This is a genomic window from Sphingomonas sp. BT-65 (assembly GCF_026107375.2).
GTDB lineage: Bacteria > Pseudomonadota > Alphaproteobacteria > Sphingomonadales > Sphingomonadaceae > Sphingomonas.
The window spans coordinates 291,425-312,841 of the sequence record NZ_JAPCIA010000002.1 but is presented as its reverse complement, the minus strand read 5'-3'; the positions used below and the strand labels follow the sequence as shown (position 1 = coordinate 312,841).

Sequence of the window (21,417 nt, the reverse complement as noted above, 5' to 3'; positions counted from 1 at the left end):
GCCAAGGAACTGTAGGTCGGGGTGCCGCAGTGAATTCTCCATTAGACAGCGCTGATCATGGCCAGCGTAATGTCATCATCTCCTTGCCTCAGAACAATTTTCCATTCAGAGAAAGCTAGTCGCTCTTCAGTATCGGAATGACCGAAATCTCCGTCCAAGCCGACAATGATGGTCTGGCCAAAGTTTTCCTCTTTGATGCTCGCAAAAATGCCGAGGCGGCCCCGCGCAACGACGATCGCCAGGCGACGCTTCCCATCCATTGATGGCGAGAAAGCCGATACGAAATCTGCGCGAACATCTATCCCTTCTACCGCCACGCCATGCCAATTTTCCGCGCGATCCAAGGCGAAACCCTCGCCGGCCCATTGTCCCCCGAGGAGGACCGCGTATGGCCGCTCTCCGCCTGACACAAAAATATGATCCTCTCTTCTATCGAAAGGAACAAAATAGGCTGGGCCTTTGGCCCGGGTAATATCACAGCGCCGAGCACGTCTAGGATCAATCATGCCGAGCACTGCAGGGAGTTGATCAGTCATTTTCTTGTCCTCTGACGGTACTAGAGGTGACTGGAAATTGGCAGATGAGGCTTTCAGTTCTGCAATCCTACCGGCTCGTGATCAACTCGAATGGCGATCGACAGCCGATGTTCCCAAAATGTTCTTTCCTACACGCTGCATTCCGTATAACTGGGCTCCCCTCGATGCGAACAAGCGGGGCGAGGGGCGATGCGGAAATCTTTTTCACGATGGACGGCGGATACCGAGACCGCCTTTCTGATGGCGCTCCGGGCGACCGGGCAGGCGCGCAAGGCGGCGGGGGCGATCGGGCGGTCGCTGTCAACGGCCTATAAGCGGCGACAGCGCAACGGCGAATTCCGGGCCAGGTGGGACGCGGCGGTGGCCGCGCAGCAGGCGGCGTGGATCGAAGCGCAGGGCGCCGCGGTCGAGCCGGGCGATCCGCATGAGCGGTTCGACGGGTGGACGCGGCTGCGGCGGCGCGCCTTTCTGCGCGCGCTTTCGGAGACGGGGAAGGTCAAGGATGCGTGCGAGCGGGTCGGGATCTCCGACACCTCGGTCTATCGGCTGCGCAAGCGATCGCCGGGCTTCGCGCGCGACTTCGCGGCGGCGCTGGCGCGGTCGGCGCCGATGCTCGAGCAGATCGCGTGGGAACGCGCGGTCGAGGGCTGGGAGGAGCCGGTGGTGGTGCGCGGCGAGGTGGTGGGGACGCGGCGGCGCTATTCGGAATCGCTGCTGCGCATGCTGCTGCGCGAGGCGCACGTGGCACGGCGTATCGAACTGGCGGCGGAAGCCAAGGCGCGGCCGCGCGGACCGCGCTACGCGACCCCCGAAGAAACCGATGCGCACCTCATGAAGCTGCTCGACGGCGTGGAGCGGCGGCGGCGCGGGGAGGCGCGGCTCAAAGCGCTGGCCGAGGCCGAGGCGTGGGAGCGGCTGCAGGCGGAGGCAGGCGACGGCGAGGGCCTGATCTGGCCGAAGGCGGGCGCGAACGGGGACGGGGCGCCGGCCAGGCGCAATCCGATCTAGCCGCATATCCCGGGGTCCCGGCTTGACGGCGGAGGCCAGTGCTTCTAGGCGCGTCTGAATTGTGTGACGATGTAACATATCGTATCCATTGGGGGGAATTGTGCGCCGATCGACTTGTCCGTTGCTTGCCGTCGCGCTGGTCTGCATGCCGGCGTCACCCGTTCTGGCGCAAGAGGCGTCGGGGGTGGAACAATCCGATCAAGCGGAGTCCTCCGAGCGCGAGGGACGCGACGAAGCCCGGGACATCGTCGTCACCGGCTCGCTTATCCGGCGCTTGCCGCGCGAATATATCGCCAGCGCAATCCAGACCTACGGGCTGGCGGATGTCGAGAAGGCGGGGTCGGGATCGCTGTCGGAATATATGCTGACGATTCCGCAGAACTTCACGGGCGACCTGAGCGATTTCGGAACCTCGGCCTCGAGCATCGGGTCGACGCTCGGCGCGGGCACGACGTTCAACCAGTATGACGGATTCGCCGCCTTCGCGCTGCGCGGCCTCGCCTCCGATGCCACGCTGACCCTCATCAACGGGCGGCGCATGGCGAGCATCGGCATGGTCGAGGCGCCGACCGTCTCGGTGATCCCGTCGGCGCTGATCGAGCGGATCGACATCATCGCCGACGGCGCATCGGCGACCTATGGCGCGGATGCGGTCGCCGGCGTCGTCAACATCGTCACCCGCAAGATCACCAATGGCGCCGAGCTGCGGCTGCGCGCATCGACCGCGACGCAGACCGGTTCCAACAATGTCGAGCTCAGCGCGCTGGCCGGGCACAGCTGGGGCAGCGGCAGCGTCTATGGCGCCGCGATGTACCAGAAGCGCTCGGCCTATATCGAGGACCCGATCCTGGTCTCGAACACGCTGCTGCAGATCACCCAGCTTCCCAACGAGGACGTGAGCGGGCTCTACGCGGGTGTCGAGCAGGCGTTCGGCGACCTCAAATTCTCGGTCGATGCCTCGCACTTTCATCGCAAGCGTGACGCGAGCATCAACTATATCGGGCATGGCGAGGACAATCGCTTCTACGACAATGAAGCGGCCGGCTATTCGGTCTATGGCAATGTGCATTGGCAAGCGAGCGAGGCGACCTCGTTCGACCTCAATCTCGACTGGGGAAGCAACCGCACGACCAGCGCGCTGTTCCGGGGCGAGCGGCCCTTTGCTGCGCCCAGACCGACTTACACGCACCGCAACACGCTGTTCGCCGCGGAGCTGACCGGCCAGACGACGCTGGCGAAATTGCCCGCGGGGCCGATCCTGCTCGCCGGCGGCGTGCAATACCGGCGCGAGACCTTTCGCACGAGCGCGAAGATCTTCTTCAATCTCGACGGCGGCGAGCGCGAGGTGAAGTCGCTGTTCGGCGAGGTGAACGTGCCGATCGTCGGCGCGGACATGGGGGTTCCGCTGGTGCGCTCGCTCACGCTGTCGGCCGCGGCACGCTATGAGGATCTGGGCTTCGATGATGCTCTTGCGCCCAAGGCCGGGGTGCGCTGGCAGATCGACCGGTCGATCGCGCTGCGCGGCACCTATGCGCGGTCCTTCCTGGTGCCGCGGTTTCGCGACACGATCGGCATCGCCGAGCAGGTCTCGTTCTGGAACTACCCCTATGCATTCCTCGATTCGGCCGACCAGAACCCGGCATTGCCGGCGGGCAATGCGCTGGTCATGTTCCGCGCCGGCGCCAATCCCGATCTCAAGACCCAGAATGCCGACACGTTCACGGCCGGCATCGACCTGACCCCGGCGTTCATTCCCAACCTCTCGATCAAGGCCGGCTATTACCGGATCAAGATATCAGGGCGGGTGGTGACGCCATCGCAGGACGACAGCGTCAGCGTGCCGGATCTCCAGGGCTTCAACACGGTCAACCCGAGCCAGGCGCTGGTGAACAGCATCGTCAACAACCCGACGACGTTCCGCTGGTTCGTGACGGGCGTGCCGTTCGTCAACGGCGGCGGGACGGTGGTCTATAACAGCGCAAGCCAGATTCCGGCGGCGCTATTGTCGCAGGTGCAGCTGGTCGCCGACATCCGCCCGCAAAACTTCGCGGTGGAATCGACTGACGGCATCGATTTCGACCTCGCTTACCGCACGCGCATGTTCGGTGGCGACGCACGCTTCAAGCTGACCGGGCAATATATCCTGAGCCTCAGCCTGACGGCAGGATCGGGAGCCGCCGCCTCGCGCCTCGACGGCTATGCCCAGCCCGCCGACCTGCGGTTCAACGGTTCGGTGGTCTGGGCGCGCGGCGGCTATTCGGTCGGGTCGGTCGTGAACTATGTCGACGGATTCACCGACAATCGGCCGGGCGAACCATCACGCAAGGTGAGCGCATTCACCACCGTATCCGTCTTCTTCGGCTTCGATCTCGGACGTCTCGTCGCGGCGCCGGGCGCGAAGGACAGCGAAGTGCAGTTGGTTGTGGCCAATGTGCTCAACCAGCGGCCGAATTTTCTTCCGGACGCGGTCCTGGGGTTCGATCCCTACAACAATCCGCCCAATCCGCGCACCGTCAGCCTGGTGTTCAGGAAGCGGTTTGGAGGCGGATAGGTGAATCTGCCGATCAGGAAGCGGCGGGGTCGTGCGGGGCGGCGGGGTCGGCCGCGCGGAGGGCGAGCGCGGCCTCGATCCGTTCGAGCCGCTCGATGATCAGGAGCTGCTCTTCGTGGGTGAAGGCGTCGCGGTCCGAATTGAGGCGGTCGATCAGGCGCACCACGATCAGCGGCGCGATGCCGAAGATCGAGATGTGCATGACCGCGAGCGCGAGCAGGCGGCCGCCCGGCGTTTTGGGCGAGATGTCGCCATAGCCGGTCGAGGTGGCGGTGGTGCCGGCCCAATAGAGGCTGTCGAGGAAGGGCAGACCCTCTAGCCCCATGAACAGCAAGGCGGCGGTGAAGAGGAGCACCAGATAGGCTGCGGCGAGCTCGCGCAGCGTGTCGGTTGCGGCTTGCAGCTTGGTCATGCTTATCCCCTGATGACGTGCGGCACGAAGCGGGCGCGGTTGCCGGTGATCAGCCCGTCCTCGCGGATCCCCATGCCCGCCGCGGCACCGTCGACCACCCAGCAGCCGAGCAGGGGATAGCCGGCGCCGAAGTCGCGCATCGGATAGAGTTGCTGGTACATGGTGAGGCCGTCGCGATACTCGCCCTGGCTGCGCGCGATGGTCTCGCCGTGGCGGACGACCTCGATGTTCGCGCCCTCGCGCGCGAGGAAGGGCTTGGCGACGTAGCTCTCGCCGATGCGGTCGCGCACGACCGAGGCGGCGAGGAGATTGGGGTGGCCGGGGAACATCGCCCAGAGGACCTGGAGGATCGCCTTGTTGCTCCACAGCATCTTCCAGATCGGCTCGATCCAGGCGGTGGAGGGGAGGTGGCGGACGATGTCGGGGCCGTAGCTCTCGCGGACGATCCACTCCCAGGGATAGAGCTTGAAGATCGCGCTGATCAGCTGGTCCTCGTGATCGACGATGCGGCCATTGGCGTCGAGGCCGATATCGTCGATCACCACGGCATGGGTCTCGAGCCCCGCCTGCGAGGCGAGGTCGCGCATATAGGTGGTGGTGATCGTGTCCTCATGCGCGGCGTCGGCGACATGGGTGAACCAGACCTGCCGGCCGGGGAGGCGCGAACGGAGCGCGGCCCAGCGGCCGATCAGCTTCTCGTGCAGGCTGTTATACTGGTCGAGCTCGGGGAAGAGCGCTTCCTTCCAGTCCCACTGCACCACCGCGGCCTCGAGCATCGAGGTGGGGGTGTCGCAGTTGAACTCGAACAGCTTGGGGTCGCCCTCACCGTTATAGCCGAAGTCGAAGCGGCCATAGTTGAGCGAAGGCGGCTCGTCCTTCCACGCGGCGCGGATCGGCTTGTGGCAGTAATCGGGGATGCCGAACTGCTCGAGCACGTCGCTGTGGCCGACGATCCACTCGCCGGCCTCGAGGAAGAGCTGGTAGACGGTTTCCGAGGCCGCCTCGAACCGCTCGATCTCGTCGAGAGTGAAGGCGTAATAGGCGCTCTCGTCCCAATAGGGGCCGTCGGCGTCGCTGTGCCAGATCAGCCCCTGCGCCTCGACCGCCGCCTGCCAATTGTCGCGCGGGGCGACCGCATGTCGTTCCATCCGCTCAGGACCTGCCGCCGCCGAAGCTCCGTCCGCTCGAGCCGAGGCCGCCGCGCGACACCGCGGCCGAGCGCGTCATGCGGGTGTGCGTGGGGGCGCGGGCATAGGTGGCGCCGGGGCGCGGCTGGTACGAGCCATAGCCGGCGTAGCGCGGGTCGCGGATCGAATCGCCATAATAGGGGATCGCCGAGCTGCGGCCGAGATAATACCAGAGGAAGGCGTTGCCGCCGCCGCCGCTATGGCCCGAATAATAATTGCGCGACTGGCACAGATCGTCGTCGACGCGCGTGCCCTGCTGGTCGACACACACCGCGGTGTCGCTCGCGGCGTAGACATCCTCGTTCCAGTCGTCCCCGCCCGAGCAGCCGGGCAGCGCGGCCAGCGCCGCGGCCATCGCGGTGGTCATGGTGAGTTGCTTCTTCATGTCCTGGTCTCCTCGCTCGCCCGCTCAGGGGACCATGCACGCGGCCTGAAGGATGCCGATGCCGAGCCCCATGCCGCCGACGAAGATGCCGGAGGCGACGCAGCGCTCGGTGATGCGGTCGGAGATCGACTTGAAGATCAGCCGCGCGATGACGAAGAAGACGATGAGCTGGACCAGCGCGGCGACCGCGCCCCACAGCAGCATGTCGGGGATGCTGACCGAATTGCCGATCACCACCGCGACGGGGATGGTGAAGCCGAGAAAGGTGCCGGTGAGCTGCGCGGCGGCGGCGCTGTTGCCCTCGCGGATCAGGGAAAATTCGCGATGCGGGGTGATCATCACGTAGAGCAGCAGGAAGCCGATCGCCAACGCCACCGCCGCGGCGAAATAGGCGAGGAAATGCGGTAGCGTTTCGACGAAATAGTGGAACATCGGACCCCCTCCATCGCAGCGAATGCCGCTGCGGCGGCTGGTGTATCAAGCCCTTGGCGGCAAGGAAAGCCAGCCAGTCGGCGCTGGTCACCGCTTCCGAACGCTCCCCGATTTCGAGGCTGCGGGTGCCCGCGATTTCTATTTGGCGAATTCGGCGATCCGGGCACGGACGTTGGGGGGAACCGCAATCACGGCGCAGGCATCGCGGATGAAGGCCACGACGCGATCCGGCTGAGTCACCGGCAGCATATGCCCCGCGTTGCGGACGATCGTGCAGCGCGCGCCGGGAATGGCGGCGGCGGTGCGCGTGCCGTGCACAGGGGCGGCGAGCACCTGGTCGGCGGCGCCGAACAGGATGCGGACGGGCAGGCCGATCTCGCCATAGCGCGCGACGAGCGGGGCGAGCGCGCCGTTGACCGCGGTCATCTCCGACGAAGCGGCATAAAAGGCGCGGGGACGGGCGAGCATCGCGCCGCCGAACTCGGTCTCGAAGGCGCGGGTGACGGGTTCGGGCGCGAACAGCACCTCGCGCGACTCTGCCGAACGAAGCCGGATCATCGGGATCGCCAGCGTATGCGCGAGCGCAGCGCGGACCAGCGGCGAGGCGATCATCAGCCCGCGGAACGCCGTCGGCACCTCCTCCTGCACCTGGGTAAGCGGGGCGACCAGCGCGAGCCCGCCGATTCGCTCGGGATGGCCCAGCGCCAGCGCCAGCGCGACCGCGCCGCCGAGCGAATGGCCGACGACCAGCGGGCGCTCGAGCCCGAGCTCGCCGATCAGCGCGGCGACGAGCGCCGCCTGGTCGGCGAGGCTGTCGCTACCCCGCCCCGGGCTGTGGCCGCTGCCGGGCCGGTCGATCAGGACGATGCGATGGTCCGCCCGCAGTTGCTCGACGACCGCAGCGAAATTGCGCATCTGACCGGCGAGGCCATGGATCATCACGATCGGCGGGCCCTGGCCGATATCGCGAACGTGAAGCCGCCGCCCGGCGATCTCGCGAAATGCCCCATCGGGCGGGACCGCGCGATCGACGCGGCGGGCGACGTGCCAGGACCAGGCGGCAAGCGCGGCGATGACACCGGCAATTCCCGCGCCACCGACGATCAGAAGGAGAAGGCTGCTCATGACGCTATGCCTCCGGCAATGTGGCCAACGCGTCAATCATAATAATGAACATCAATGTTCATATAGGTAGATATACGGGCATTGACGTCGTTTGAGCCGCTGGATGAGAGATGCTGCTCGCTTAGCCCGTCTCGACCGTCACCCCGGACTTGTTCCGGGGTCCACTTCGCGGTTTCGCCGAGCGGGTGAGCCGCTTGCCCAGTGCTTGCAGCAAGGTGGACCCCGGAACAAGTCCGGGGTGACGAGGAAGTTACCGCCGCTACTGGTGGTGGCTTGACTCACACATAGCCCGCTGGTTATCGGACGATCGATAGCCAGCGAGTTATGTATCTTGATGTCCGCCGCCCCCGACCTGCTGTTCCGCACGCTTGCCGACCCCACGCGGCGGGCGATCTTCGAGCGGCTGTGCCGCGAGGGGGAACAGACGGTGGGCGTGCTGACCGCGGGCGCGGGCGTGTCGCAGCCGGCGGTGTCGAAGCATCTCGGCATATTGAAGCGCGCGGGGCTGGTGCAGGATCGTCAGGCGGGGCGGCAGACGCATTACCGCGCCGAACTGTGCGCGCTCGATCCGCTCGACGCCTGGTCGCGCGAGATGAAGGGCTTCTGGGAACGGCGCATCGACGGGCTGGAGGACCTGCTGAACAGGATGGACCAATGAGCGCGACGGGCGTGGAGACGGTGACGGTCGAGCGCGAGATCGCGCATCCCGCCGGGCGCATCTGGCGGGCGCTGACCCAGCCGCATCTGATCGCCGAATGGCTGATGGCGAACGATTTCGTGCCGCAGGTGGGGCACCGCTTCGGGCTCAACGCCGAATGGGGCGACCTGGCTTGCGAGGTGATCGAGGTCGAGCCCGAGCGGACATTGGCCTATACATGGACCGGCTTGGGGCTGGACAGCGTGGTCACCTGGACGCTGACGCCGAGCGCGACCGGGACGCACCTCAAGATGGTGCAGACCGGGTTCCTGCCCGAGCAGAAGCTCGCTTATCATGGCGCGCGCGCCGGGTGGCCGCGGTATCTCGACCGGCTCGAGGCGGTGCTGGCAGCGCTGGACTGAGATAACAGCAGAGGAGGGTGCAATGGGTGTGAGCAAGTCGATCCGGCAGGTACATCGCTGGACCTCGATCATCTTCGCGGCAATCGTGGTCGCGATCTTCGCGATGCTCGGCATGGGCCAGCAGCCGGTCGAGTGAGTCTATTACCTGCCGCTGGCGCCGCTCGCGCTGCTGCTGGTGACGGGGCTGTACATGTTCGCGCTGCCCTATCTCGGCAAGTGGCGGCGGGGCGCGGTCGCGGCGGAGTGAAGGCGATGGCCGCGAAGGAACCCAGGCTGCTCTCGGGCGGCAATCCGCAAATCCCCAAGGGCGACGGCGACGCGCCGGTACAGGCCTATATCGCGGCGATGCCGGGGTGGAAGTCGGCGGCGGGCAAGCGGCTCGACAAGCTGATCGAGGCGGCGGTGCCCGGGGTCAGGAAGGCGGTGAAGTGGAACTCGCCGATGTACGGCGTGGAGGGGCAGGGCTTCTTCCTCGGGGTCCACTGCTTCAACAAGTACATCAAGGTCGCCTTCTTCAAGGGCGCGGCGCTCAAGCCCAAGCCGCCGGTCGAATCGAAGGACAAGGACACGCGCTATTTCCACATCCACGAGGATGACGAATGGGACGAGGCGCAGCTGAGCGACTGGATCAAGCAGGCGGCGGCGCTGCCGGGATGGATGACATAGGTGGGCGGCAGATTCCTCCCCCGGAGGGGGACCAGCGCAGCTGGTGGAGGGGTAGTCTCCACGAGCGGGCCGATCAGCTTATGGCGACCTACCCCTCCACCACCGCTTCGCGGCGGTCCCCCTCCCCCTCCGGGGGAGGAATGAGTTTGATTGACCTTCGGGAGAGACAAAATGGCTGACGAACCGAACGCAACGGAGCTGATCGACGCCAAGATCGAAGCGCTGGGCGGCTGGCGCGGGCCGATGCTGGCGAAGCTGCGCGCGCTGGTGAAGGAAGCTGACCCCGACGTGATCGAGGAGGTGAAGTGGCGCAAGCCGTCCAATCCCTCGGGCGTGCCGACCTGGTCGCACGACGGCATCCTGATCACCGGCGAGACCTACAAGGACAAGGTCAAGCTGACCTTCGCCAAAGGCGCGCGGCTCGACGATCCCAAGGGGCTGTTCAACGCGAGCCTCGACGGGGGCACGCGGCGGGCGATCGATTTCCACGAGGATGCGGCGGTGGATGCCGAGGGGCTCAAGGCGCTGGTGCGCGCGGCGGTGAAGGCCAACGCCAAGGGGTGACAAAATCCGCCGCCGCGGCCACGGAGGGCTCCGATGGTTGCGACGGAGACGAGGCGAATGGCGTTCACCGCGAAGATCCTGCTGCTCGGTTCGGGCGAGTTGGGGCGCGAGTTCACGATCTCGGCCAAAAGGCTGGGCGCGCAGGTGATCGCGTGCGATTCCTATGCGGGGGCGCCGGCGATGCAGGTCGCGGACGGGTGCGAGGTGTTCTCGATGCTGGACGGCGCGGCGTTGCGCGCGGCGATCGCAAAGCATGCCCCCGGCTATGTCGTGCCCGAGGTCGAGGCGATCCGCACCGAAGTGCTGGCGGAAGTGGAAGCCGAGGGGGTGACGGTTGTCCCCTCGGCGCGCGCGGCGCAGATGACGATGAACCGCGACGGCATCCGCGAGGTGGCGGCGGTCGAGCTGGGGCTGCGCACCTCGCGCTATCGCTATGCCGAGAGCCTGGACGAGGTGCTTGCGGGTGTCGAGCACACCGGGCTGCCGTGCGTGATCAAGCCGGTGATGTCCTCGTCGGGCAAGGGGCAGAGCACGGTGCGTGAGGCGGGCGCGCTGGAGGCGGCGTGGGACTATGCCGTGGCGAACATGCGCGGCGACCGGCGGCGCGTGATCGTCGAGGAATTCGTCGATTTCGACTACGAGATCACGCTGCTGACGGTGCGCTCGCGCGAGGGGGTGAGCTTCTGCCCGCCGATCGGGCACCGGCAGGAACGCGGCGACTATCAGGAGAGCTGGCAGCCGACGGCGATGTCGCCGCAGGCGATCGCCGACGCGCAGGACATGGCGCGCAAGGTGGTCGACGACCTGGGCGGCTACGGCATCTTCGGGGTCGAGTTCTTCGTAAAGGGGGAAGAGGTGATCTTCTCCGAATTGTCGCCGCGGCCGCACGATACCGGGATGGTGACTTTGATCTCGCAGAATCTGAGCGAGTTCGATTTGCACGCGCGCGCGGTGCTGGGGCTGCCCGTGCCCGAGGCGCGGCTCTACGGCCCGTCGGCCTCGGCGGTGATCCTTGCCGACCGCGACAGCGACGCGCCCGGTTACGAGGGTCTGGCCGAGGCATTGGCGGTGCCGGGCGGCGAGATCGACATACGCATCTTCGGCAAGCCGACGACGCGGCCCTATCGCCGGATGGGCGTGGCGCTGGCGCTGGCGGGCGATACCGATGCGGCGCGCAAGCTGGCGGTTGAGGCGGCGGCGAAGGTGTGGATCGTTTACGGATAGAACTCGAAATTCCTCCCCCTCCGGGGGAGGAATGATGAGGCTTATGGCAGCGCCGTCGTGTCGAGCGGGAGCGCGAGCTGGATCGCCTCGGCGGAGCGGTCGCGGACCCTTTGCGGCGCGGCGATTAGCCCGTGCTTGGACAGCTCGCCGCCCGGCGCCCACATCCTGGTGTAGAGCGCGAGGAATTCCTTGAGCTCGGGCATTGCCTTGAGATGCTTCGCCTTGACGTAGAGGTAGAGGCTACGGACGCCCGGATATTTGCCGCTGGCGATGTCGTCATAGGTCGGCGTCACGCCCTCGAGCGGCACGCCGTGCAGGCGCGAACGGTTGGCGTCGAGATAGGAATAGCCGATCAGCCCGATCGCGTTGGGGTTCTCCGACAGGCCATGGACGATCAGCGTGTCGTCCTCGCCCTTCTCGGCATAGGCGCCGTCGGCGCGGATGCGGCGGCAGGCATTCTCGAACAGCGCGGGATCGCCCGCGGCCTTGAGCTCCTTCGCCGTCGGCATCGCCGCGAGGCAGCCGGGCTCGAGGATCAGCTCGACGAACGCGTCGCGCGTGCCGCTGGTCGAGGGCGGCCCCAGCACGAGGATCGGGATCGCGGGCAGCGACGGGTTCACATCCTTCCACGTCTTCGCCGTGTTGGGCTTGCCCAGCGGATTGGCGGCGAGCGCGAGATAGAGGTCCTTGCGCGTGAGCTTGAGCTTGGGCCCGGCGTTGGATTCGGCGAGCGCGATCCCGTCGAGGCCGATCGGCACCTCGATGATGTCGCCCACGCCGTTCGCCTTGCACTTGTCGAACTCGGCGCGGCGCATGCGGCGCGAGGCGTTGGCGATGTCGGCAAAGGCGGGGCCGGCGCCCTCGCAGAAGCGGGTGATGCCGGCGCCGGTGCCGGTCGATTCGATCACCGGGGTGCGGCGGCCCTTCTTCGCCTCGACGAAGGCGGCCGCCACTTCCTTGGTGAAGGGATAGACGGTGGAGGAGCCGACCACGCGCACCTCACGCGGGGAAATGGCGGAAATCGCATCGCATGCGGCGAGCGTGAACGTCGCGAGCACAAACAGGCCTAGCCGGGCAAGCATCGCATTCCTCCCCATCCGTTACGAGTCGGGGGGCGCAGAACATATGCGTCCGCCGATCCTCTTCTCCGCCTCCAGGGTTACCGCTGTGTGACAAATTCGTGACGCGCTGACGCATTCGGACAGCGGCGGCGGTTGCGCGGGCATGCTATTGCTAGTGACTCGCAACAGTGGAGCGGCTATCGCGTCTCCGAATCGCCGAAGAGGCCGCTAGACATGCACAGGTTCGAAGCGCTCCGGCGGCGGGGCGACTTGGCGCTCCGTATCCTCGCCGCGTTGCCGCTCGGCTATGCGGTCGCGACGCTGTGGGCGATGGCGCTGTCGCGCATCCTGCCGATGCCGCGCGCGGATGCGACGACGACGGGGATGCTCACCGCCTTCGCGATCTGCGCGGTCGCGGCGATGTGGTCGTTCGCGGCGAAGAGCGGCTGGCGCGCCGTCTGGGTGCTGGCGGTGGCGGGCGGCGTCGCGGCGGCGATCACCTGGGCGGCGATGGCCGGGGGCGCGGCATGAGCGAGCTCGGCGAGAAGGGCTTCCGCCAGTCGCAGGCGTTCCTCCACACCTGGTCGGGGCTGCTGCTCGGCTGGCTGCTGTTCGCGATGTTCACGGCGGGCACGATCGCCTTCTATCGCGAGGGTATGAACCGCTGGATGCGGCCCGAGCTGGCCAAGGTCGACCAGCCCGAGAAGGTGCTGGCCGGCGCGCAGCGGTTCCTGCAGCGCGAGGCGCCTGACGCCAAGAGCTGGTTCATCACGCTGCCCGGCGGGACCACGCACGGGGCGGTGGCAATGTGGGTGCCCCAGCCCGCGGAAGGCGAGGCGCCCGCCAGCCGCCGCGACAACCAGGTGACGATCGATGCCGAGGGCCGCGCGGCAGCGGTGCGCGAGACGCGCGGCGGCGAGTTCTTCTATCGCTTCCACTACGACCTCTACTACATGCCGTGGTATGTGGCGCGCTGGCTGACCGGGCTCGCCGGCCTGTTCATGCTGGTCGCGATCCTCTCGGGCATCGTCACGCACAAGAAGATCTTCCGCGACTTCTTCACGCTGCGCCGGGGCAAGGGGCAGCGGTCGTGGCTCGACGGGCACAATGCCACCGCGGTGCTGGCGCTGCCATTCCACCTGATGATCACCTATACCGGGCTGGTCACGCTGATGGTGACGCTGCTGCCCTGGGCGACGGTCGCGGCCTATTCGAACGACGCTGACTATTTCGACGCCATCTATCCCGTGGGCGTGGAGGCCGAGCGGACCGGGCGGCCCGCGCCGCTGGTCGATCTTGGCCCGCTGCTGCGTGATGCCGAGCAGCGGATGGGGGGCAAGGCGGCGTATCTCGAGGTCAATGAGCCGGGCGACGCCGGGGCGAAGGTGCGCGTGCTGCGTTCGGGGGCGACGATGCTGTCCGCCTATACCTCGCGCATCACCTATGACGGCACCACCGGCAAGCCGCTGTGGACCGCACCTGACCATGGCGCGGGGGTGACCACGGCGGGGGCGATGATCGGCGTGCATGCCGGGCGCTATGCCTCGCCCTGGCTGCGCTTCCTCTATTTCCTGTGCGGGGTTGCGGGATCGGTGATGGTCGCGAGCGGGCTGGTGATGTGGACGGTCAAAAGGCGCGAGAGGCTGCCCGATCCGGCGCGCCCGCATTTCGGCTTCCGGCTGGTCGAGCGGTTGAACGTCGCGGCGATCGGCGGCTTCCCGCTGGGGATCGCGGTGCTGCTATGGGCGAACCGCTTGCTGCCGGTCGGCATGGCGGACCGGGCGGCGTGGGAGATCCATTGCCTGTTCATGGCGTGGGGCGCGGCACTGGTGCTGGCGATCGCGCGGCGGCCGCAGCCCAATTGGGTGGCGCTGCTCGGGCTGACCGGCGCGCTGCTGGCGGCGCTGCCGGTCTATAATCTGTTCGGGACCGAGCGCGGGCTGATCGCCTCGCTGGCGAGCGGGGACGGGATGCTGGCGGGGATCGACACCGCGCTGCTGGTGTTCGGCCTCGCGTTCCTCGCGCTGGCGCGGCGGGTGGCGCGGCACAGGCCGGCCGAGCGGCGGGTGCGGCGGCGCAGCGCAGCGATCCCGGCGGCGCAGATGGAGCCGGCTGAGTGACCGCGCTCGCCCTCATCCTGACGACCCTGGCCTTTGCGCTGTTCGGCCTCGCGACCGACGCGCATCACCACAAGCGGCTGGGTAAGCGGCCGGATGCGGTGATGGCGCTCACGATGCGTGGCGCGGCATGGACGGCGCTGGTGGCGGCATTTCCGTTCGCGATCGCCGCGCAGGGATGGGTATTCGGCCCGATTCTTTGGGTAGCCCTGTTGATGCTGGGCGCCGGACTGGTGTTCCTTGCGCTCAACCTGATCCCCGCGCCTGCGGACCGGAAATAGATCGAGGGAGGAACGAGCATGAAGAAGCTGCTGATCGCCGCGCTGGCATTGGGAACCGCCGGCGTCGCGCAGGCGCATGAGGTGTGGATCGAGCGCGGCGCGAACGGCGCGGCGCAGATCTGGCTGGGCGAGCCCGAGCGGCCGATCCCGCCGGGCGGCGATCCCGCCTTTCCGTCGCTCAAAGCGCCCAAGCTGGTGCCGGTCTCGACCGCGGCGCAGACGCGCGGGCCGGGCTATATCGAGGTGGTGGTTCCGGCGGGCGACGTGCGCGCCTGGGACGACGACGTGTTCAAGCCGTGGGACGAGGACGGCAAGAGGGCGGGCGTGGTCTATTATGCGCGCGCCGGGCGGAGCGAGGCGAAGGCGGTGATGCCGCTCGAGCTGGCGCCGGTGGCGGCCAATGGCGACCGCTTCGTGCTGACGCGCGACGGCAAGCCGGTGGCGAAGACCGAGGTGACTTTGGTCTCGCCCAGCCGCTGGACGCTGATGCTCGAGACCGACGACAAGGGCGAGGTCGCGCTGCCCGCGCTGGCCGAGAAGGGGCGCTACATCCTCAAGGCGTCGGTCAAGGAAGAGGGGGATTTCACCTTGCCCGCGGGGAAGGTGGCGATCCTGCACCGCACCGCGACGACCAGCTTCGTGAACTGAGTAGTTTCGATCACCCTCACCCTTCCCACCGCCTGGCTGCGGTGGGATGATCGGGTGAACAGCGCGGGGCGCTGTTCACCCGATCATTCCTTCTCCCATTGGGAGAGGGAGGGAGGCGCGAAGCGCCGGAAGGGTGAGGGTGACCGGCCTACTAGCGCAGCGCGCGGACGGCGGGGGTCTTGAGGCAGGCGTCGATACGCTTGTCGTCGACCGGCGGCGGCGCTTCGCCGAGCGCCGGGATGTCCCACGCGCGGCCGAGCGATTGCGGGGCGAAGCGTCCCGAGGTCTCGCCCGCGCAGGCCTGGAGCGCGCGGAGCAGGCGCGGCGGGGTCCAATAGCCCTCCCATGACAGGCGGAAAGTGCCCCAGTGCATCGGAAGCGCGGTCGGGCGGCCCATGCGGTTCCACAATTTGATCGCATCGGCCGGGCCGATATGGCTGCCCGTGCCCATCTGCCCTTCCTCGAAGCGGAAGGCGCCGATGGGGAGGATGGCGAGGCGGATCGGGCCGTAGGACGCGGCCTCGTTCGCCCATTTGTAATCGCCCGCGCCGGTGTCGCCCGCGAAGAACAGATTGCCGCCGGGCAGCGTCACCACGAAGCTCGACCAGAGCGCGCGGTTGCGGTCGGTGAACCAGCGGCTACCCCAATGGTGGTTGCGGTTGACGATCACGGTTGCCCGGTCGCCGGGGCAGGCCGCCACCGGATCGCAGCGTGGCAGCCCTTCCTCGATCTCGAAACCCGTGTCCGTCAGGGTGCCAGCTCGCTTCCAGTCGAGGCCGAATGCCTCGATCCCCGCCGAGCGCAGGATCGTGTCATTGCCGAGGCTGGTGACGATCGCCGGCTTGTCGCGCTCCCACAGGCGCTTGAGCGTCGGGATATCGAGATGGTCGTAATGGTTGTGGCTGACGACGACGAGATCGATCTTGGGGAGCTTGTCGAACTCGATTCCCGGTGCCGCGATGCGGCGCGGGCCGGCGAGGTTGAACGGGCCGGCGACGTCGCTCCAGATCGGGTCGGTGAGGATGTTGAGCCCGTCGGCCTGCACCAGCACCGTGGCGTGGCCGACCCAGGTCGCGCGCATCGCACCGCCGGTGACGCGCGCGGGAGGCGTGTCCTTGGCGACGTTGACCGCGATGGGCCAGGCGGGGCGGGTGTCGTCGCGGCGGAAGAATCGCGCCGCAAAGCCCAGGCGGCTATTCCCGCCGGGCACGCGGAAGGTGTCGTCTCCATCCGGATTGAAGAAGCGTTCGCCGTCGAAATGGGCGCTTTGCGGACCCTCGTAATAGATGCGGTCGAGATAGCGCGGGACGATCACCGTGGCGAGGCACGCGGCGACGAAGGTCCAGAGCAGGAGGGTACCGGTCCAGCGCAGGACCCGTCGGAGGAGGCGCATTGTTACGCTAAGTGTGTGTTGGCCCTGCCCAACTCAAGACCTGCTAGAGGTCGCCGCCGCGATATTCGCGCGTGGCGATCGTTTCGCGCAGGAAATCGAGGATCATCGCGCGGTCCTCACGGCTGTGCATCGTCGCGACATAAATGAAGCCCGCGCCGAACAGCAGCATCAGCCCGGGGATGACGAGGAACATCGGGCTGGCCAGCGAGCCGGTCGCGATCCAGCCGGCGACGCCACCCGCGAAGAAGAGCAGGACGAAGCCGAACCAGAAGACGAGGAAGGCGATCCCGCTGCGCGGGGTGCCGACCCGCCCGCGGATGCGCGTGCCGCCGCGATACGGTTCCATCCTCGCCTTGAGCGCGGTGCGCAGGTCGTTGCGGAAATGGGGGCGGTGGATCCAGAGCCGCATGCGTTGCTCGGTGCCGTTGCCGGTGACGCGCTTGGGGGTGTCCCGATAGATCGGCCCGCCTACCGCCGTCTTGAGCCGCTCGGCGGCGGCGACGGGCGTATGCGGCGAGACCAGGTCGACCTTCACGGCAACATATCGCTCATTACGCTCCTTCGAGCAGCTTCTCCTTGGCGATCTTCTCACGCCAGACGAGCGGCGCCAACTGGTGGACGTTGTTGCCCTCGGCATCGACCGCGACCGTCACCGGGAAGTCCTGCACCTCGAACTCATAGATCGCTTCCATGCCGAGATCCGCGAAGCCGACGACCTTGCTGCCCTTGATCGCGCGGGCGACGAGATAGGCGGCGCCACCGACAGCCATGAGATAGGCACTCTTGTGGTCGCGGATAGCCTCGGTCGCGGCGGGGCCGCGCTCGGCCTTGCCGACCATCGCGAGCAGGCCCTGTTCGAGCATCATGCGCGTGAACTTGTCCATGCGCGTCGCGGTGGTGGGGCCGGCGGGGCCGACCACTTCCTCGCCGACCGGATCGACCGGGCCGACATAATAGATGACGCGGCCCTTGAACTCGACGGGCAGGTTCTCGCCGCGCGCGAGCATGTCGGCGATGCGCTTGTGCGCGGCGTCGCGGCCGGTGAGCATCTTGCCGTTGAGGAGCAGGCGGTCGCCCTGCTTCCACGACTGCACCACTTCGGGGGTGAGCGTATCGAGATCGACGCGGATCGCGGCCTTGTCCGGCGTCCAGTTGACGTCGGGCCACTCGTCGAGCTTGGGCGCTTCGAGATAGGCGGGCCCCGAGCCGTCGAGGGTGAAGTGCGCGTGGCGGGTGGCGGCGCAGTTGGGGATCATCGCCACCGGCTTGCCTGCGGCGTGGCAGGGTGCGTCCATGATCTTGACGTCGAGGATGGTCGAGAGGCCGCCCAGCCCCTGCGCGCCGATGCCGAGCGCGTTGACCTTGTCGAAGATCTCGATGCGCAGCGCCTCGAGATCGTTCTGGGGGCCGCGCGCCTTTAGCGTCGCCATGTCGATCTGCTCCATCAGCGCCTTCTTGGCGAGCAGCACGCAATGCTCGGCGGTGCCGCCGATGCCGATGCCGAGCATGCCCGGCGGGCACCAGCCGGCGCCCATCTGCGGCAGCATCTCCAGCACCCAGTCGACGATCGAGTCGCTGGGGTTCATCATCTTGAACTTGGACTTGTTCTCCGACCCGCCGCCCTTGGCCGCGACGTCGACATGGACATGGTCGCCCGCGACCATTTCGACATGGAGCACGCAGGGGGTGTTGTCGCGCGTGTTGCGGCGCGTGAAGGCGGGGTCGGCGAGGACCGAGGCGCGCAGCTTGTTCTCGGGGTGGAGATAGGCGCGGCGCACGCCTTCATCGACGACTTCCTGAAGCGAACGCGAGGTATCGTCGAGGCGGCAGTCCATGCCCCATTTCACGAACACGTTGACGATGCCGGTGTCCTGGCAGATCGGGCGATGGCCCTCGGCGCACATGCGGCTGTTGGTCAGGATCTGCGCGATCGCGTCCTTGGCGGCGGGCGACTGCTCGGCCTTGTACGCCTCGCCCAGCGCGCGGATGTAATCCATCGGGTGGTAGTAGCTGATGAACTGGAGCGCGTCGGCGACGCTCTCGATCAGATCGGCGGCCTTGATGGTAACCATGGCATGTCCCTGCATGTCTGTTTTGCCGGACCCTTTAGCGGATGACAGGCCGAGCGCCAGCCGCTAACCGCGCGGCGTGTTCCGCCGGTTCGTCCTCGACCATCCCCGTTTCGCCGCCGCGCTGCTCGTGCTCGCGCTCGCGATGAAGCTGGTGGTGCCGGCGGGGTTCATGCCGGTCGCGTCGCCGGGGCAGATCATGGTGCTGGTGTGTACGCAGTTCGGGCCGCAGCATGTCGCGATCGACGTGCCGGGCATGCCGGCCAAGCCCGACGATACCGCCAAGATGGACCAGCCCTGCGTGTTCGCCGGGCTGGGGCTGGCGTTGCTGCCCGGCGCGGACCCGGTGCTGCTCGCCGCGGCTCTGGTGTTCATCCTCGCGCTCGGGTTCGTCGCGGCCGTCCCTCCGGCGCTCGTTCGCACGCCGTATCTCCGACCGCCGTTGCGTGGGCCGCCGGCTCTCACCTGATCGTTTCGCCGACAAGTTGAACAAATCGCGCTGATTGCACCGGCTTCCTGCGGTCACCCTCACCCTTCCCACTCGCTGCGCTTGCGGGCGCCTTCCCTCTCCCAATGGGAGAGGGAGGGGCGCCGAAGGCGCGGAAGGGTGAGGGTGACCGCAGGAAGCCGATCAGCGCCGATCAGGAACACATATCCATGAAACCGATCCACGCGGCGGCGCTGCTCGCCGCCACTTGCCTTGCCTCGCCCGTTTTCGCTTCCGATGGCGAGCAGAAGGCGCCCGACGTCATCGTTACCGCACAGGCCAACCCGGAGGACCCGCCGGTGGTCGCCGAAGCGCGCGAGCGCCTCGCGCGCACGCCGGGCTCGGTCTCGGTCGTCGCGGCCGAGGCCTATGAGGACCGCTTCGCCGTGGGCACGCCCGACATCTTGCGCGACGTGCCCGGCGTGCTCGCCGCCAAGCGCTATGGCGAGGAGGGGCGGCTGTCGATCCGCGGTTCGGGGCTCGACCAGAGCTTCCACCAGCGCGGCGTGCTGCTGGCGCAGGACGGCGTGCCGTTCGCCGATGCCGACGGCTTCTCCGACTTTCAGAAGATCGACCCGCTCGGCGCGCGCTATGTCGAGGTCTACAAGGGCGGCAACGCGCTGCGTTTCGGCGGGGCGCAGCTCGGCGGCGCGATCAACTTCGTGACGCCCAACGGCAAGACCGCGCAATCGCCCTTCCTGTTCCGGCTCGAGGGCGGCAGCGACGCGACGGTCCGCGGCGCGGCGGCGGGATCGGGCACCGCGGGCGCGTTCGACTATTATGCCGGGGTCAACGCCTTCCACAGCGACGGCTATCGCGTGCAGGGCTGGACCGACCAGCTGCGCGCCACGGTCAACCTGGGCTACAGCTTCGGCGAGGACAGCGAGGTGCGCGCGATCCTCTACGCCGCGGACATCGGCCAGGGCGTACCGGGGACGGTGACGCTGGCGCAGGCGCTGAACGATCCGCGCGCACCGGGCGCCACGACGGTCGCGCAGAACCAGCGGCGCGACCAGAATGTGTATCGCGCCACGCTGCAGACGCGGCTGCGGCTCAGCGACGGCCTGGTGTTCGAGGGCGGGGTCTATGCGACGCAGACCGACCTCTATCACCCGGTCGGCATCTTCATCCTGCAGGACACCGACACCCAGGGTGCGTTCGGGCGCTTCGACTGGTCGGGCGAGCTGGCGGGCCTGAAGTCCGACCTGTTCTTCGGCGCCTTCTATCGCGAGGGCGGCACCGAGCAGGATTTGTTCGTCAACATGGCGAGCGCGCAGGGGCCGCGGATTGGTGACACGAAGCAGGTCGGCAATGCGCTCGACCTGTTCGCCGAGGGTCGCGTGTTCGTGACGCCCGAGCTGGCGCTGGTCGCCGGCGCGAGCTGGGGGCATGCCGGGCGCGATTATTCGAACCACCTGACCGGCGGGACCGCCGAGCGCAGCTACGAATGGTTCGCGCCGCGTGCGGGGCTGCTGTTCGAGCGTGGCGGTGTTCAGGTCTATGCCAATGTCACGCGATCGGTGGAGCCGCCGCATTTCGGCGCGCTGGCGCAGACCAATTTGCTGGGATCAGTGTTCGTGCCGCTCGATCCGCAGCGCGCCTGGACCGCGGAGGCGGGAACGCGCGGCCGCAGCGGGGCGGTGGCGTGGGACGTGACCTATTACCACGCCTGGGTGAAGGGCGAGCTGCTGAGCTTCCAGACTTCGCCCACCATCCCCGCGACGGTGTTCAATGCGGACAAGACCCGGCACCAGGGGGTCGAGGCGAGCCTCGACTGGTGGATCCTCGACGGCGCGGCGGCGCGGCTGCGGCTGAGGCAGACCTATGCCTGGTCCGATTTCCGCTTCGACGGCGACCCTATCTATGGCGACAACCGGCTGCCGATCGCGCCGGTGCACCAGTATCGCGCCTCGCTGCGCTACGAGGGCGGGGGCGGGCTGTTCGTCGAGCCGTCGCTCGACTGGCGGCCGCGCTCGACCTGGGCGGACTATCGCAACAGCTTCCGCGTGCCGGGCTATGCGACGTTCGGGGTGGGCGCGGGGATCGAGCTCGGCAATGGCCTCACGGTCTTCGTCGATGCGCGCAACCTGACCGACAAACATTATGTCTCGGACCAGTCGGCGGCGGTGGCAGCCAATGACGCGAGCGCGATCTTCCACCCCGGCGAGGGGCGGACGGTGCTCGGCGGATTGCGAGCGCGGTTCTAGGCAGT

The 21,417-nt window shown here is 67.6% G+C and carries 24 protein-coding genes; 14 read left to right on the top strand and 10 right to left on the bottom strand.

The genetic code is table 11. The features are described 5' to 3' along the window. Positions 1-41: 41 nt before the first annotated feature. Complete coding sequence (locus OK349_RS16085) at positions 42-536, bottom strand: hypothetical protein (RefSeq protein ID WP_265118923.1); 495 nt, start codon at positions 534-536, stop codon at positions 42-44. 240 nt (positions 537-776) lie between these two features. Between OK349_RS16085 and OK349_RS16080 the strand changes: the two genes are divergently transcribed. Both OK349_RS16080 and OK349_RS16075 read left to right on the top strand, forming a co-directional pair. Further along, positions 777-1,544 (top strand): hypothetical protein, encoded by a 768-nt coding sequence (locus OK349_RS16080; RefSeq protein WP_265118922.1) that lies wholly within the window; start codon positions 777-779, stop codon positions 1,542-1,544. A gap of 184 nt (positions 1,545-1,728) precedes the next feature. Next, the gene (locus tag OK349_RS16075) at positions 1,729-4,095 is read left to right on the top strand and encodes a TonB-dependent receptor plug domain-containing protein (protein WP_265118921.1); all 2,367 of its coding nucleotides are present in this window, start codon (positions 1,729-1,731) and stop codon (positions 4,093-4,095) included. Between the two features lie 13 nt (positions 4,096-4,108). On the opposite strand, the gene OK349_RS16070 is transcribed toward OK349_RS16075, so the two are convergent. From OK349_RS16070 to OK349_RS16050, 5 genes are all read right to left on the bottom strand, one after another. Continuing rightward, entirely contained in the window at positions 4,109-4,507 is a 399-nt protein-coding gene (locus tag OK349_RS16070; RefSeq protein ID WP_265118920.1) for a potassium channel family protein, read from the bottom strand. A gap of 2 nt (positions 4,508-4,509) precedes the next feature. After that, positions 4,510-5,655: a glutathionylspermidine synthase family protein gene (locus tag OK349_RS16065; protein WP_265118919.1), complete on the bottom strand. Its 1,146-nt coding sequence runs from the start codon at positions 5,653-5,655 to the stop codon at positions 4,510-4,512. Between the two features lie 4 nt (positions 5,656-5,659). Then, entirely contained in the window at positions 5,660-6,079 is a 420-nt protein-coding gene (locus OK349_RS16060; RefSeq protein WP_265118918.1) for a hypothetical protein, read from the bottom strand. Between the two features lie 24 nt (positions 6,080-6,103). Further along, positions 6,104-6,511, bottom strand: coding sequence for a DUF350 domain-containing protein (locus OK349_RS16055; RefSeq protein ID WP_265118917.1), 408 nt, complete (start codon positions 6,509-6,511; stop codon positions 6,104-6,106). 138 nt (positions 6,512-6,649) lie between these two features. Next, on the bottom strand, positions 6,650-7,636 hold the full coding sequence (locus tag OK349_RS16050; RefSeq protein WP_265118916.1) for an alpha/beta fold hydrolase: 987 nt from the start codon (positions 7,634-7,636) through the stop codon (positions 6,650-6,652). A 334-nt stretch (positions 7,637-7,970) separates the two neighbouring features. Here OK349_RS16050 and OK349_RS16045 point away from each other — a divergent pair, with 334 nt between their 5' ends. The 6 genes from OK349_RS16045 to purT all read left to right on the top strand — a co-directional run bounded on the left by OK349_RS16045 (position 7,971) and on the right by purT (position 11,149). Then, a complete protein-coding gene (locus tag OK349_RS16045) occupies positions 7,971-8,294 on the top strand; it encodes an ArsR/SmtB family transcription factor (RefSeq protein ID WP_265118915.1) in 324 nt (107 codons plus the stop codon). Further along, positions 8,291-8,695, top strand: a complete 405-nt coding sequence (locus OK349_RS16040) for an SRPBCC family protein (protein WP_265118914.1) — start codon at positions 8,291-8,293, stop codon at positions 8,693-8,695. The genes OK349_RS16045 and OK349_RS16040 overlap by 4 nt, the downstream gene beginning before the upstream one ends. A gap of 22 nt (positions 8,696-8,717) precedes the next feature. After that, on the top strand, positions 8,718-8,831 hold the full coding sequence (locus OK349_RS16035) for a YccS/YhfK family membrane protein (RefSeq protein ID WP_265118913.1): 114 nt from the start codon (positions 8,718-8,720) through the stop codon (positions 8,829-8,831). 116 nt (positions 8,832-8,947) lie between these two features. Further along, a complete protein-coding gene (locus OK349_RS16030; RefSeq protein WP_265118912.1) occupies positions 8,948-9,361 on the top strand; it encodes a DUF1801 domain-containing protein in 414 nt (137 codons plus the stop codon). A 171-nt stretch (positions 9,362-9,532) separates the two neighbouring features. Then, positions 9,533-9,925 carry a DUF1801 domain-containing protein gene (locus tag OK349_RS16025; protein WP_265118911.1) on the top strand — a complete coding sequence of 131 codons (393 nt, stop codon included), beginning with the start codon at positions 9,533-9,535 and terminating at the stop codon, positions 9,923-9,925. Between the two features lie 57 nt (positions 9,926-9,982). After that, complete coding sequence (gene purT / locus OK349_RS16020) at positions 9,983-11,149, top strand: formate-dependent phosphoribosylglycinamide formyltransferase (protein WP_265118910.1); 1,167 nt, start codon at positions 9,983-9,985, stop codon at positions 11,147-11,149. Between the two features lie 41 nt (positions 11,150-11,190). On the opposite strand, the gene OK349_RS16015 is transcribed toward purT, so the two are convergent. Continuing rightward, positions 11,191-12,231: a substrate-binding domain-containing protein gene (locus tag OK349_RS16015; RefSeq protein ID WP_265118909.1), complete on the bottom strand. Its 1,041-nt coding sequence runs from the start codon at positions 12,229-12,231 to the stop codon at positions 11,191-11,193. 213 nt (positions 12,232-12,444) lie between these two features. On the opposite strand from OK349_RS16015, the gene OK349_RS16010 reads away from it, so the two are divergent. The 4 genes from OK349_RS16010 to OK349_RS15995 are packed head-to-tail and all read left to right on the top strand — an operon-like array spanning position 12,445 to position 15,256. After that, positions 12,445-12,741: a hypothetical protein gene (locus OK349_RS16010; RefSeq protein ID WP_265118908.1), complete on the top strand. Its 297-nt coding sequence runs from the start codon at positions 12,445-12,447 to the stop codon at positions 12,739-12,741. After that, entirely contained in the window at positions 12,738-14,330 is a 1,593-nt protein-coding gene (locus tag OK349_RS16005) for a PepSY-associated TM helix domain-containing protein (RefSeq protein WP_265118907.1), read from the top strand. The genes OK349_RS16010 and OK349_RS16005 overlap by 4 nt, the downstream gene beginning before the upstream one ends. After that, positions 14,327-14,608 carry a DUF3325 domain-containing protein gene (locus tag OK349_RS16000; RefSeq protein ID WP_265118906.1) on the top strand — a complete coding sequence of 94 codons (282 nt, stop codon included), beginning with the start codon at positions 14,327-14,329 and terminating at the stop codon, positions 14,606-14,608. Before OK349_RS16005 ends, OK349_RS16000 begins: the two co-directional genes overlap by 4 nt. Before the next feature lie 18 nt (positions 14,609-14,626). Further along, positions 14,627-15,256: a DUF4198 domain-containing protein gene (locus OK349_RS15995; RefSeq protein ID WP_265118905.1), complete on the top strand. Its 630-nt coding sequence runs from the start codon at positions 14,627-14,629 to the stop codon at positions 15,254-15,256. Positions 15,257-15,407: 151 nt separating this feature from the next. Here the strand turns inward: OK349_RS15995 and OK349_RS15990 are convergent, their stop codons facing one another. Genes OK349_RS15990 through OK349_RS15980 form a run of 3 tightly spaced genes read right to left on the bottom strand, consistent with a single transcriptional unit; the run spans position 15,408 to position 18,721 of the window. Further along, complete coding sequence (locus tag OK349_RS15990) at positions 15,408-16,649, bottom strand: MBL fold metallo-hydrolase (protein WP_265118904.1); 1,242 nt, start codon at positions 16,647-16,649, stop codon at positions 15,408-15,410. A gap of 43 nt (positions 16,650-16,692) precedes the next feature. Then, on the bottom strand, positions 16,693-17,184 hold the full coding sequence (locus OK349_RS15985; RefSeq protein WP_265118903.1) for a hypothetical protein: 492 nt from the start codon (positions 17,182-17,184) through the stop codon (positions 16,693-16,695). Positions 17,185-17,200: 16 nt separating this feature from the next. Continuing rightward, positions 17,201-18,721, bottom strand: coding sequence for a fumarate hydratase (locus OK349_RS15980; protein ID WP_265118902.1), 1,521 nt, complete (start codon positions 18,719-18,721; stop codon positions 17,201-17,203). Between the two features lie 76 nt (positions 18,722-18,797). Here OK349_RS15980 and OK349_RS15975 point away from each other — a divergent pair, with 76 nt between their 5' ends. Both OK349_RS15975 and OK349_RS15970 read left to right on the top strand, forming a co-directional pair. Further along, positions 18,798-19,187: a hypothetical protein gene (locus OK349_RS15975; RefSeq protein ID WP_265118901.1), complete on the top strand. Its 390-nt coding sequence runs from the start codon at positions 18,798-18,800 to the stop codon at positions 19,185-19,187. A 188-nt stretch (positions 19,188-19,375) separates the two neighbouring features. After that, positions 19,376-21,412, top strand: a complete 2,037-nt coding sequence (locus OK349_RS15970; protein WP_265118900.1) for a TonB-dependent receptor family protein — start codon at positions 19,376-19,378, stop codon at positions 21,410-21,412. The last annotated feature ends 5 nt before the right edge of the window (positions 21,413-21,417 follow it).